Origin of the sequence: Salinispirillum marinum (assembly GCF_042650105.1) — a bacterium.
In the GTDB taxonomy this organism is placed as follows: domain Bacteria; phylum Pseudomonadota; class Gammaproteobacteria; order Pseudomonadales; family Natronospirillaceae; genus Salinispirillum; species Salinispirillum marinum.
In genome coordinates, this window is the sequence record NZ_JBHSAL010000001.1 from 237490 (window position 1) to 250493 (window position 13004).

Below are 13004 nucleotides of genomic sequence, written 5' to 3' on the forward strand. Positions count from 1 at the left end.
AGGCATGCCCCTGAACATTGACGCCCTTCAAAATGCCCGCATTTCTCCGCGCAGCATGCCCTTGCGAGCTTGGCTGGCGACTACCCTTGGCGCGCTCTGCATTCTCCAAGGATGCAGCACCGTTGGCAGTACCGGCCAAGAAGACAGCGTCGCTCAACCCAGCTTGACGGTGGGGGAGATTATTGACGACAACGCCCTGGAAAACCGTCTCCGTGAGGGCCTACTCAGTGCTGACCCACGCTTTGCCGACGCCCGGCTGTATATCGTTTCGCATAACGCTCGGGTCTTAATGACTGGCCAAGTTGCATCCGCCGATATGATTGCACAAGCGACCGAGGTTGCGCGGAACAACCGACGGATTCGCATTTTGCACAACGAGCTGACGGTCAGCGAATCCCCGAGCCTGGATGTGCGAGCCAGTGATCAATGGATCAGCGTGCGGGTAAAAAGTCGAATGCTAGCAGATGCGGATTTTCCTTCGCGCAAAGTAGTCATTACGACCGAAAATGGTCGGGTATATCTCATGGGACTCGTCAGTGTCGCAGAAGGCCAACAGGCAGAGACCATAGCGGCCAGTGTCAACGGTGTGCAGCGTGTGGTGTCGTTGTTTGATTATTTAGACTGACTGAACTCAGCAAGCCTGACACAGATCAGGGTTTTTTCGCTGAATTGGACTATGCTATTGCGTATGCCCTGAACTCACTCTCTGCGAGGGAGATATCAACATGAACCCGATTCTCGTGTACTTTGATCCAGCGGAAGACAACGTCTCCGCGTTTAAAAAAGCCGCCTATCTGGCGCGCACCTTAAACACCAGCCTGTTTCTTTTCACCACCGGTTATAACAGTTCGTTAGCCAACAATCATCCGGTAGATGCCGAGTCTGGCATCCGCTCGCGTGATGCCTTTATTGGCCGCTTGGAGCAGTCATTAACGGAAGAAGCTAACCTGATCCGAGAGTTGGGAGTAGACGTTTCGGTGAAAGCTGTCTGGGATAAGAGTCCGTGGCATGCTATAGCAACCTTGCTGGAAACTGAATGGTTTGAATTCATCATCAAAGGCACGCATCATCAAAACGTGATGCAGCGAACTTTTTTCAGCTCAACCGATTGGGATCTGATTCGTTGCAGCCCGCTGCCCGTATTATTGGTGAAATCCGAGCCCTGGCCAGCGGAACATTTGCATTTAACGGCGTGCGTCGACCCGATTGAACACGATGATCAGCCCAAAATTCTGGACAAAGCCATCGTAATGCAAGGTAAGGCCTGGCAAGACCAGCTTAAATCCACGTTAGATGTGCTGAATGTATACGACCCTACACCCTTCATGGTGTACATGGACCCACCCATTCCCGACACCACACCGATTACGGAAGCCTTGGCCGCCCAACATCAAGAAGCGCTGAACGCCTTACTGAATGAATGCGGATTACCGCCTGAACAAGGGCGTTTGGAAGCAGGCACACCAACAGCGACCATCCCTGATGTGTTGTATGAAGGTAACACGCACATCGTGATTATGGGCGCGCAAACACGTGAAGGACTAGGTCGGTGGCTGATTGGACACACCGCGGAAAAGGTATTGGATCGCATAACCTGTGACATTCTCGTCATCAAAACCGGTTAGTCCGCAGCAGGGTGATGACCACAACGTGCCATCACCCTTTGTTTAGCATTGCCACAGCCACTCAGCCCGCTACAATACGCACTCTTTCTTTTTCAGTAGAAGCATCCCTGCGCAATGGACCGTCTAACTCTACAACCGCTTGCCCGTGCTGATGGTGAAGTCACCATTCCCGGCTCAAAAAGCCTATCCAATCGCATTCTCTTGCTGGCCGCTTTAGCGGAGGGCACCACAGACATCGTTAACCTACTCGACAGCGATGACATCGCCCGCATGCTTGAAGCGCTGACTGCGCTGGGTGTTCCCTACACGCTGAGCTCCGACAAAACCCAGTGCACCGTAACTGGCCTGGGCCAGGCGTTCCGCACAGCTGACCCTATGGCACTCTTTTTAGGCAATGCCGGTACGGCCATGCGCCCGTTAACAGCAGCCCTGTGCTTAGGCGAGGGTGACTATCGTCTGGAAGGCATCGCACGGATGTATGAGCGCCCCATTGGTGATCTCGTCGATGCTTTACGCCAACTCGGGGCCGACATCGAATATTTAGGGCAAGAAGGCTTCCCACCCTTGCGCATAAAAAGCACCGGTTTGCGCGGCGGTCGGGTAGCGATTAAGGGTAATATTTCCAGCCAGTTTCTTACCGCGTTACTGATGAGCGCGCCGCTGGCCGACAACGACCTCACCATTGTGGTTGACGGTGAATTGGTGTCTAAACCCTATATTGATATCACTCTGGATGTGATGGCCAAGTTTGGCGTTACGGTAGAAAATCGGGACTATCAGGAATTTGTGATTCGCGGCCAACAGACCTATCGCTCACCCGGCCGTATTATGGTCGAGGGTGATGCCTCGTCGGCCTCGTATTTTCTCGCTGCAGGCGCCATTGCAGGGGGGACGGTGCGCGTGCACGGGATTGGCACGGCGTCGGTGCAAGGCGATGTGAAGTTCGCCGAAGTACTCGCGCAAATGGGTGCAAAGGTCACCTACAGTGACTACTGGATTGAAGTGACCAAAGGGGAGCTCAACGGTGTCGACGTGGATCTCAACCACATTCCCGACGCTGCTATGACTATTGCAACCACTGCCCTGTTTGCCAAGGGGCCCACCGCCATTCGTAACGTCTACAACTGGCGCGTTAAAGAAACCGACCGCCTGCATGCCATGGCAACAGAACTGCGCAAACTGGGCGCGGAGGTGGAAGAAGGCAACGACTACATTGTCATTCAGCCGTTGCAAACATTGAAAGCGGCCAACATCGAAACCTATGATGACCACCGTATCGCCATGTGCTTCTCGTTGGCCGCGTTCGGCAACGCGCCAATCACGATATTAGACCCTGGTTGTACAGCGAAGACATTTCCCACCTATTTTGCTACCTTTCGCTCCATCACGACGGATGCATCGGTCGACTAACGAATTTTTTAACGAACCTTGAGGAACACCCCATGAGCTACAACTCGATTCCAGCCGGTAAAGACTTACCAAACGACTTTTATGTGGCCATTGAAATCCCCGCCAACAGCAGCCCGATCAAGTACGAAATCGACAAAGATGCCGATGCGCTGATGGTCGATCGCTTTATGGCAACACCCATGTTCTATCCCGCCAACTACGGTTACATTCCGCAAACGCTGGCCGACGATGGCGATGCCCTCGACGTTCTGGTGGTCACACCGTACCCGGTTCAACCCGGTTCGGTGATTCGTGCACGTGCCATTGGCATCCTGGAAATGACCGACGAAGCCGGTTCAGATGCCAAACTGATTGCCGTACCGCACCAGAAATTGACCCGTTTGTATGACCATGTGAACGAAATTGAAGACTTGCCCGAATTATTGATTGAACAAATCAAACACTTCTTCGAGAACTATAAAGACCTCGAAAAAGGCAAATGGGTAAAGGTTGATGGCTGGAAGAATGCAGATGCTGCACGCGCTGCTATTATGGAAGCAGCAGCGGCTTATAAAGGCTAAGCCATCGGGCGTACCTACCCTTTAGGCCGACAGGGCAACCTGTCGGCGAACACAAAGAGAACAGCATTATGAGCAACACACCCGCAGATTTGAAATACACCATTACCCATGAATGGATCTTCACCGAAGGTGACGTCATCACCGTGGGCATCACCGACTTCGCACAAGAGCAATTGGGCGACGTGGTGTTTGTTGACTTGCCCGATGTGGATTCGGAAGTCACCGCGGGCGACAGCATTGCGGTCGTTGAATCGGTGAAGGCCGCTTCCGACATTTATTCACCGGTCACCGGCACCATCATTGCCATTAATGAAGCGCTCCAAGATGCGCCCGAACTGGTCAATAGCGACCCCTTCGAGGACGGCTGGTTCTTTAAAATCAAAGTGCATGATGTGTCTGAGTTGGAAGGCTTCATGGACGCCGACTCCTACATCGACCAATGTGCAGACGCATAAACCCTTTTCTAGGAGATGAACATGACCCCCATGTTACTGACGATCATAGCGGACGACCGACCCGGCATTGTGGAAGCAGTGGCCGATGTCATCTCCACGCATCAAGGTAATTGGCTGGAAAGTCAGTTAGCCAATCTGGCGGGTAAGTTTGCCGGTATCGTACGAATCGAACTTCCCGAAGATCAGGTCACAGCATTGAGCACAGCGTTGGCTGAACTGCACAGCAAAGGCATTAAGGTCAGCATTGACGAAGGCAATCAGCGCGTACAGGGCGGCCAGGCGCGGGTAAAAATCACCGTAACCGGCAGTGACCGACCCGGCATTGTGCGCGAAATCACCGCTTTGCTGGCGCGCCAGCAGGTGAACGTATTGAGCATGAATACACAATGCGAACTAGCGCCCATGTCAAACGACCACTTGTTTGTCGCCACCGTTCAGGTGGTGTTGCCTGACAGCATGGATGAACACGATCTGGCAGAGACGCTAGAAGGCATTTCAACCGACTTAATGGTCGATACCGACGTTTTAGCAAAGCTCTGAGTTACGCCTCGCCGTTATAGGTCGTAACAACAACCCGGTTACGGCCTTGCCGTTTGGCCCTGTACAGAGCCTGATCGGCAACGTCCAGCAAGCGATCGACATTGTCCGCCGGCGCGACAGAACTGGCATCGGCTAACCATAACGCACCAATACTGACCGTCAAGACCGGGGCAACCGAAGATGCCGGATGCTTGATGTCCATAGCCTCGATGGCCACCCGAATGGCATCAGCCCGCTGTTCGGCTTCTGCTTCCGACATGCCATTTATGATCAGCACAAACTCTTCACCGCCTGAACGCGCCGCGAACTCGGTCGCGCGATGGGTAAGCTCCCTGAGAACATTACCCACTTGCCGCAAAGCGTCATCTCCCGCCAAGTGCCCTTGCGTATCATTAAATTCCTTAAAATGATCCAAATCGAGGATCATCCACAGCATGGACTGTTGGTGCCGCTTGGCTTGCCGGAACATGATATCGGCAACTTCGTCCAACGCGCGTTTATTGGCCAAACCTGTTAGCCCGTCCGTATTGGATAAATCTTGCAAACGCGCTTGTTGTTCCTGACCCAACACCACGGCCCGATTGAAGGCCAAGCGAATGTCTTCAAGTTCGTTGAGCGGGAATTTATGCGCCAACTCGGACAGCTGTTTGGCTTCGACCATGCGTTTTATGCGAGCCGCATTGTGCTCTAAAGGCCGGACCAGGCGCAGCTCCACAATCCACAAAATGACCAAGGGCACGGCCAACAACCCAAGCATGAGCATCACCGTACCCACCGATAACATCGGTGGCACTTGCGAAAATTCGTGCTCGATCTGAATCCCCATCACCGGTAGACCGGTGTGTTGATCCAATAGCGCTCGTGTACGCTGCCAGTCAATACCCGCCTCTAAAACCCCGGCGCTGAGCGGCAGCCATTCTTCCGGTTCATGCTCTAGCGCCAACATCGCCAAAGGCAAACGGGTCATTTCCGTTAATTCCGAGAGATCTTCCTGAGTAAACAATTTAATGAATACGAGATATCCGACGGGTGCTCGATCCGCATTCGATGTACTGATGGTTGAAACAGCCATATGTGCCGGACCTAGGGCACTGGTTATCCACTCCGAATGCAAGAGGAAGCCATCGTCATCTTCTGTACTGTCCATGCTGCGCAGACGCGCAATGACATCAATATCCAGTGACGAAAAAGGCAACAAAGATTGGCTTCTAGGATCATAGCCCTGTTCAAATACCACTTGGAACTCGGCGTTGAGATATTGAATACCGATCAACCCCAAGTCATCAAAGGTTCCTGTGGTGATATTGGTGGGTATATAGTTCGGAAATTGTTGCGGGGCTTGGACAAACGCGTAACTGTCATCCCAATAGGCCCAGTCTTCCAAGACCAATTCTATTCGAGTTAATGAAAACTTCAGGGCGTTGTCGACACTGGCGACCTCACGCAACTGAATGCCTTCCAACAAGGCAGCCTCTCTGGGAAGCTCATAGAAGAATCGATAACCAAACGCCAAACCGAGTACTAAGAAGGTATACAACAGCATCAAGCGAGCAACGTAGTGGCGTATCTTGACTGTCTTGTGCGCCGTATCCGCGGCTTTCGGCGAGGTCAATTTCGCACTGCCCGGTGTGGCGCCCGAATGCTCAGGTGGGATACTCGGCATCATTCCCCTCCAGCCGGTGCGAGACTCCGCACGGATCGTTGCTGCGTTGTTGGCTAAACGGTGCGCGCCATGATCAATGCATGTTCACGCCCGTTAGGTTTTCGCGGGTAGTAATTCTCCCGAATCCCTACAACATGGAAGTCGAGCTTATGGTACAGCGCCTGTGCGGTATCGTTTGATTGCCTGACTTCTAAAAATACCTCTAAGGCACCCGCATCTTCGCAGGCTTGAAAAGCCCGCTGGAGCAATTGCGAGCCGATACCTTGGCGCTGTTGGTCGGCCGCCACCGCGACATTCAGAATCGACATCTCATCCGCCACCAATAACCCAACACAAAAACCGACAATGCGTCCGTCCGTTTCCGCCACACAGCTCCAATGATAGGGCTTAAAAGCACGCTCCATAGCATCTCTACTCCAAGGATGGCTCGTGACTTCTGACTCCAAGGCAAGACAGAACGGTATATCGTCCATTGTCATGGAACGGAACTGCATAGTCAGCGGGACATCCAAGGCTGTAAACGCTGCCAAAACGCTTTTTTCAGACCCGGCAAATGCAATAACTCACTGCTGCTTGGCCCTAAAAGGCAGGAAACATCGCCCCATTGCCAGGGTTGACGCATATCGACACCCTCCTTTGCGCACGCCAGCAATTCAGCCCCTTGCTCGCCCAGTAATAGCAATTTATGGATAGCCCCGGTTTGCTGGACAGCTTGCCATTTCTGCGCCAAATAGAACTGTGCTTCTTCCATATCGTGTTTTATGGACCGATTAACAAACAGTGGCCAATCAATCCATTGATTGAACGTCGCTCGCGCTTCACCGGTGAGCACAAACCCCAACGCATGGAGCAGCCGATCCGCTGCTTGTGCCTGCGCCACCGGCATGTGCTTGGGCCGAGTGTCCACGATCAGCCAGCCATCACGTGCCCACCATTGTTGTTGAAATTCTATCCCATTCTGACGAGAGGGTGCCGTTGTTCGGGGTGTCGGCGCCGACACAGCGGGCGGAGCATCCAAAGCCTGCGCACCGGGCGTAACCGGTGCCACTGTTTCTTTTGCTAACGGTTGTGGCGCTCTTTTCGGGACATCAACGGGCACTTCTTGAGTTGGCGCTGTGCCGCCCGACGGCACGGAAAGCGGTTGTTGGCGCACCATTACATTCGGTTGGACCGCCAATGTTTCGTCTTCCGGCCACACGGACACTGCACCACTGGCTACAGGAATACGCGCATACCAAGGCGCAATACCCATAGCCGCGAGGTAAGTCCGGCGCACGGACTCTTGCTGCGCCAGGTCAGACGCTGTTGGTTCATTCACCGACACCTGGTCGCTACACCGTGATTTGAGGATTGAGTTTACCTTCTTGGGTCAGCAGATTGAGTGCATGAATATAGGCTTTAACCGCCGATACTACGATGTCCGTGTCCGCACCTTTGCCATTCACGATCCGCCCGCCTTTTTCCAAACGGACGGTTGACTCACCTTGTGATTCGGTGCCTTCAGTGACCGCATTGACCGAGAAAATCTGTAAGTTCGCCCCGCTCTGCGCCACTTTTTCAATGGCCTTGAACGACGCATCAACTTGCCCATCGCCCTCACATTGCGTTTCTACCAACACGCCATCCACTTTTAACTTCAGTGTTGCCGTCGGTTTACCACCATAAACGGCGGCAGTGCTCATATCTTCCAACGCGTAGCGTTCAGGCACTGTTTTCGGGCCACTTTCCGACAACAGCGCGTGCAAATCTTCATCAAAAATTTCGTGTTTGCGGTCCGCTAAATCTTTAAAGCGACCAAACACATTCATGAGCTGGTGTTCATCCCCAATAACGTAGCCCAACTCTTCCAAGCGGGCCTTCAGCGCATTGCGGCCGGAATGTTTACCCAACACCATGCGGTTGGTGTGCCAGCCGACGTCTTCCGCCTTCATGATTTCATAGGTTTCACGGTGCTTTAATACACCGTCCTGGTGAATACCTGCTTCATGGGCAAAGGCGTTTGCGCCGACAATGGCTTTGTTCGGTTGTACCGGAAAACCCGTAACGGACGACACCAAGCGAGACGTAGGAACAATCAAGCGCGTATCTAGCTGGGTCGATACCGAGAAAAGATCAGGGCGGGTGCGTACTGCCATCACGATTTCTTCCAGAGAGGCATTACCCGCACGTTCGCCCAAACCGTTGATCGTACATTCCACTTGGCGCGCGCCAGCCGAGACCGCCGCCAAAGAGTTCGCCACCGCCAACCCCAAATCGTTATGGCAATGCACCGAAAAAATGGCCTTGTCGGCGTTCGGAATACGATTCAATAATTGTTTGATTAAGTCCCCGAACTGCTCAGGTATAGCATAACCCACGGTGTCGGGAATATTGATGGTGGTGGCACCGGCATCAATCGCCTTCTCAATAATACGGCACAGAAAATCGACTTCACTGCGCCCCGCGTCTTCGCAAGAAAACTCCACATCATCCACATAACTCCGCGCCGTTTTCACCGCATGCACCGCACGTTCAACCACTTGGTCCGGCTCCATCAACAGCTTGTACTTCATGTGGATGGGCGACGTTGCAATAAAGGTATGAATCCGGGCTCGATTGGCACCTTTCAAGGCCCCCGCAGCGCGTTCCAGATCCCCATCGGTAGCCCGCGCCAAACTGCAAATTGTGCTGTCCTTCACCGTTTGCGCAATGGCTTGTATCGCGTCGAAGTCACCCGGACTGGCAGCGGCAAAACCGGCTTCGATAACGTCCACTTTCATCTTTTCAAGATTCGTTGCGATGCGTACTTTCTCTTCCAACGTCATAGACGCACCGGGGCTTTGCTCGCCATCGCGCAGGGTGGTGTCGAAAATCACTAAATGATCGGTAGCACTCATGGAATCACTTCGCCTCGTTGCGGGATCTGTTGTGTTTTAATGCGCAAATTTATAGCACAAAGCGCCCTACCAAACCAGCGCACACAGCGCTTTAGTGGGGATTCATCCTAGAGGCTTCACAGCGACTTTTTGCCGATACATCAACCCCAAAATAACCATTCGGAGATCACCCGCACTATTAGGCGAAATTCTGTTATCAGACCGGATACGAAAAGAATTAACCTGTGCTACGCTACGCATCCTTTTGACCCACTGACTGGTCAACTTTGAAACGAAATCCGGTACAATGGAAACGTTTTCAAACGCAAGACCACATCGCCCCAGTTTTCAACCAACGTAGGAACCGAAATGGATCACGTTATGCCCTCGCAGCAGCGAGCGGCGTCGCATTGGCGACCCACCATTACATATTTTTTGATGTTCATCGGCATTGGCTTGATCGGTGGAATTCTAGGCCCTGCCTTGCCATTTCTGGCCGAGCAAAGCGGTTCAACCATGAGCCAGATCGCCATTTTGTTCACCGCACGAGCATTGGGCAATATGCTCGGCTCCGTCATTTCCGGCCTCTTACTCGACCGGTTTAAAGGTCACCGGGTGCTGTTGGGCATGATTACTCTGGCCGTTATCGGTATGTTTTTAATGCCTATAAGCCCACTATTGATCGTTATGACCGTGGTCATCTTCGTACTGGGCTTTGCCGAAGTGTCGATGAATGCGGGTGGCAATGTCATGACCATGTGGTTGCACCGGGAACGTTCCGGCCCGTTCATCAGCACCTTGCATTTTTGCTACGGCGTTGGCGCCATGGTGGTGCCGTTGATCATCATGGTTGCGGTTAATAATGGGGTGTCGGTTCTATGGGCTTTTTGGCTGGTGGCCATTTATGTGGTCGGTGTAGGGATATTTCTTGCTCCGCAACGCAGCCCGATCAGCCCCGCGAACGACGGCAGTGACCACGTTGACAAGGTATACGACAAGGTGGTTTTTATCGGCTTGTTGGTATTGTTTGCCTTTTACGTTGGCATGGAAATGACCTTCGCCGGCTGGATCACTACCTACGGCGTCATCAACGGCATGACGCAAGGCGATGCTGCCTTCTTGGTGTCTATATTCTGGTTCAGTTTATCGATGGGGCGGTTGCTGGCGATTCCTATCCTGCGCGCTGGCTACTTCACTGTTCTGCTTTACAGTTGCTTAGGCTTGGCCATTGCCATGATGCTAAGCCTGTATTTTGGCTGGCTGGATTTGTACGTACTCACGTTGATTTTCGGTTTGTCGTTGTCGGCTATTTTCCCAACATTATTCACCCTGGGTAATCAATTAGTGTCGTTGAACGGCAAGCGTACAGGCATGATTTTCCTCGCCGCTGGCTTGGGTGCGATGGTAGCACCTACCATGATTGGCCCGCTGATCGAAAACTTCGGCACCGATGCGCTACCGATATTGCTGGCGGCTATGCTGAGCATGAAAGCCGTGGGCTTAGCCTTGATTCTGTTGCGCCAGCGTATGACTCGCCAGCGGCCGGCTTAGCTTGGCGATTGCGCCACCACCACGGGCTTTCGGGGTGTGCCTCCGGCGCTCCACGGCAGGCCGGGAGTTGCGCCTTGAGGCACACTCCCTACGCCCATGGCTAATACCTCACCGAGGCAAAGAAGTTGGTGAGGTATTTTATGAACATTACCAGCAACTGCTCCTCGGCAATTGCTCCTGCGTTGCTCTACCTCCGGCATCCATGCCGTCGTGCGTTGCTGGCATATAGGGCCATGGAAGGCCTGTATGCCGAGAATGCAGGAGCAATTCTCGGGGTCCGCCCATCCATGGGCATTACTGGCAACTGCTCCTGCGTTGCCAGCATACCGCCCATCCATGGGCATTACTGGCAACTGCTCCTGCGTTGCCAGCATACCGCCCATCCATGGGCATAAAAAAGGCGCCACAAAGGCGCCAAAGGTTTTGCTTGAATAGGATTACCGGGCAACCTTGGCATCTACGCTGATTTTACCGGCGCCGTGCGCAACCAAGACCAAGAAACCACCGGCAATGGTCACGTTCTTCATGAAACTGATCATTTCCATCTGGTTGCTAGGATCGAAGTGGAACAAGAAACCTGAAACCAGCGAAAAACCTGCTAACAACACAGCCGCAATGCGAGTTTGGTAACCCACCAACACGAACAAACCACCCACAACCTCAACCAAGATTGTTGGATAAATCAAGATACCGGGCACGCCCATCATCTCCATATACCCTTGAGTGCCTGCAATGGCGCCAATTTTACCCCATCCACTGGTGATGAAGATTACGGACAATAAGACTCGACCAACCAATTCAACAACGGGATACAGTGCTTTCATAACATTTCCTTCAATTAAGTTGAGTTAACTGGCTCCACGTTTGGAAGCCATGAGGCGCACTTTAGGCGCGAAACCAAGACAGGAATAGCGAAAGAATTCGACGTTGAAATTGAATTAATTTGAATAAGTTGATGCTCTTTATTGATCGGGCATCATCTGGTGTAATACCCCCTTGATAAAAGGACCCCGCGCCATGTCGTTGCCTAATCACGAATTTCTGGACTTCTTTCGTAGTACCAGTCCCTACATTCATGCTCATCGCGGTAAAACACTGGTGGTGTGTTTGTCGGGTGAAGCCATTGAGGATGGTGGGACTACGTTGATTCAAGACCTCGCCTTACTGCGCAGTTTAGGCTTGCGCTTGGTGGTGGTTTTTGGCGCGCGCCCGCAAATTTCACGTGCGTTGGAAGCCGCAGGGTTACCGGACGACTTCAGCGACAACCTCCGCGTCACCACGGCCGACACGCTGAATCATGTGATTGGTGCCGCGCAACAAATGTTGGTGCATCTGCAAGCCGATTTTTCGCGCGGCCTGATCAACAGTCCCATGTATGGCGCAGCGGTACGAACCGTAACGGGGAACTACGTGTACGCCAAACCGCGCGGTATTCTTAACGGGGTTGATCTGCAATTCACTGGCACGGTCAGAAGGGTCGCAGGCGAAGACATCCGGCATCAATTGGACGCTGGCAACGTGGTATTGGTGCCACCGTACGGCTTTTCTCTGACCGGCGAGCTGTTTAATCTCAATGCGCTTGAAATCGCCCGTGATTGCGCTAAAGCCGTACGGGCAGACAAGCTGGTTATTTTAGGCCATATGGCACCGTCGTTGCCGGACCCGATAGATATCAGCCAACTGACACCACAGCAACTGAACGAGCGCCTTGCCTCAGTGCAGCCAGACAGTCCGGGCTATCTGGAAGCACAAACGGCCTTACTGGCCTGTCAACAAGGTACGCCACGGGTCCACCTCTTACCGGCGACCGAGCAAGGGGGTTTATTACGCGAACTCTATACCCGTGACGGTTGCGGCATCATGGTAACGCGAGATGAATATGATACGTTCCGCCCAGCCCGGAGTGATGACATCGGTGGCATTTTGGCGCTACTGAAGCCGTTGGAAGACGAGGGTATTCTAGTTCGCCGTTCCCGCGAGTTATTGGAACAGGAAGTGGATCATTTCGTGGTGAACGAACGAGACGGCATGATCATTGGCTGCGCTGCGCTGCACCCATTTCCGACCGAACAAGAACACCAAGCCGAACTGGCCTGTGTGGCTGTCCATGCCGACTACCAGGTGAACGGACGTGGCACTCAGCTATTGAAGCATATTGAACAAAAAGCACTTCAGGCAGGCGTTAAACAACTGTTTTCCCTGACTACCCATACCACGCACTGGTTTCTCGAACATGGCTTTCGAGTCGGTAAAGTCAGCGACTTGCCAGACCAACGTCAAGCCTTATACAACTATCAACGCAACTCCAAGGTGCTTATTAAGACCCTTGCAGCCACCAAATAATT

At 52.9% G+C, this 13004-nt stretch carries 13 protein-coding genes; 8 read left to right on the plus strand and 5 right to left on the minus strand.

The features are described from left to right. Nucleotides 1–4 precede the first annotated feature (4 nt). From ACFOSD_RS01230 to ACFOSD_RS01255, 6 genes are all read left to right on the plus strand, one after another. Nucleotides 5–625: a BON domain-containing protein gene (locus tag ACFOSD_RS01230; RefSeq protein WP_380694457.1), complete on the plus strand. Its 621-nt coding sequence runs from the start codon at nt 5–7 to the stop codon at nt 623–625. 100 nt (nt 626–725) lie between these two features. After that, on the plus strand, nt 726–1625 hold the full coding sequence (locus tag ACFOSD_RS01235; RefSeq protein ID WP_380694455.1) for a universal stress protein: 900 nt from the start codon (nt 726–728) through the stop codon (nt 1623–1625). A 114-nt stretch (nt 1626–1739) separates the two neighbouring features. Continuing rightward, nucleotides 1740–3035 carry a 3-phosphoshikimate 1-carboxyvinyltransferase gene (gene aroA / locus ACFOSD_RS01240; protein ID WP_380694453.1) on the plus strand — a complete coding sequence of 432 codons (1296 nt, stop codon included), beginning with the start codon at nt 1740–1742 and terminating at the stop codon, nt 3033–3035. A 32-nt stretch (nt 3036–3067) separates the two neighbouring features. Further along, nucleotides 3068–3595, plus strand: a complete 528-nt coding sequence (ppa, locus tag ACFOSD_RS01245; protein WP_380694451.1) for an inorganic diphosphatase — start codon at nt 3068–3070, stop codon at nt 3593–3595. Nucleotides 3596–3663: 68 nt separating this feature from the next. Next, the gene (gene gcvH / locus ACFOSD_RS01250) at nt 3664–4050 is read left to right on the plus strand and encodes a glycine cleavage system protein GcvH (protein WP_380694449.1); all 387 of its coding nucleotides are present in this window, start codon (nt 3664–3666) and stop codon (nt 4048–4050) included. A gap of 21 nt (nt 4051–4071) precedes the next feature. Then, the gene (locus ACFOSD_RS01255) at nt 4072–4590 is read left to right on the plus strand and encodes a glycine cleavage system protein R (protein WP_380694447.1); all 519 of its coding nucleotides are present in this window, start codon (nt 4072–4074) and stop codon (nt 4588–4590) included. A 1-nt stretch (nt 4591) separates the two neighbouring features. Here the strand turns inward: ACFOSD_RS01255 and ACFOSD_RS01260 are convergent, their stop codons facing one another. Genes ACFOSD_RS01260 through ACFOSD_RS01275 form a run of 4 tightly spaced genes read right to left on the minus strand, consistent with a single transcriptional unit; the run spans nt 4592 to nt 9129 of the window. Then, on the minus strand, nt 4592–6256 hold the full coding sequence (locus ACFOSD_RS01260; RefSeq protein ID WP_380694445.1) for a sensor domain-containing diguanylate cyclase: 1665 nt from the start codon (nt 6254–6256) through the stop codon (nt 4592–4594). Nucleotides 6257–6306: 50 nt separating this feature from the next. Then, complete coding sequence (rimI, locus tag ACFOSD_RS01265; RefSeq protein WP_380707547.1) at nt 6307–6747, minus strand: ribosomal protein S18-alanine N-acetyltransferase; 441 nt, start codon at nt 6745–6747, stop codon at nt 6307–6309. 2 nt (nt 6748–6749) lie between these two features. Beyond that, complete coding sequence (locus ACFOSD_RS01270; protein ID WP_380694443.1) at nt 6750–7571, minus strand: hypothetical protein; 822 nt, start codon at nt 7569–7571, stop codon at nt 6750–6752. A gap of 13 nt (nt 7572–7584) precedes the next feature. After that, nucleotides 7585–9129 carry a 2-isopropylmalate synthase gene (locus ACFOSD_RS01275; protein ID WP_380694441.1) on the minus strand — a complete coding sequence of 515 codons (1545 nt, stop codon included), beginning with the start codon at nt 9127–9129 and terminating at the stop codon, nt 7585–7587. Nucleotides 9130–9477: 348 nt separating this feature from the next. On the opposite strand from ACFOSD_RS01275, the gene ACFOSD_RS01280 reads away from it, so the two are divergent. After that, nucleotides 9478–10659, plus strand: coding sequence for an MFS transporter (locus tag ACFOSD_RS01280; protein ID WP_380694439.1), 1182 nt, complete (start codon nt 9478–9480; stop codon nt 10657–10659). Between the two features lie 437 nt (nt 10660–11096). Here ACFOSD_RS01280 and ACFOSD_RS01285 read toward each other — a convergent pair whose 3' ends face one another. After that, complete coding sequence (locus tag ACFOSD_RS01285; protein ID WP_380694437.1) at nt 11097–11483, minus strand: DoxX family protein; 387 nt, start codon at nt 11481–11483, stop codon at nt 11097–11099. Between the two features lie 193 nt (nt 11484–11676). Between ACFOSD_RS01285 and argA the strand changes: the two genes are divergently transcribed. Continuing rightward, complete coding sequence (argA, locus tag ACFOSD_RS01290; protein ID WP_380694435.1) at nt 11677–13002, plus strand: amino-acid N-acetyltransferase; 1326 nt, start codon at nt 11677–11679, stop codon at nt 13000–13002. Nucleotides 13003–13004 lie beyond the last annotated feature (2 nt).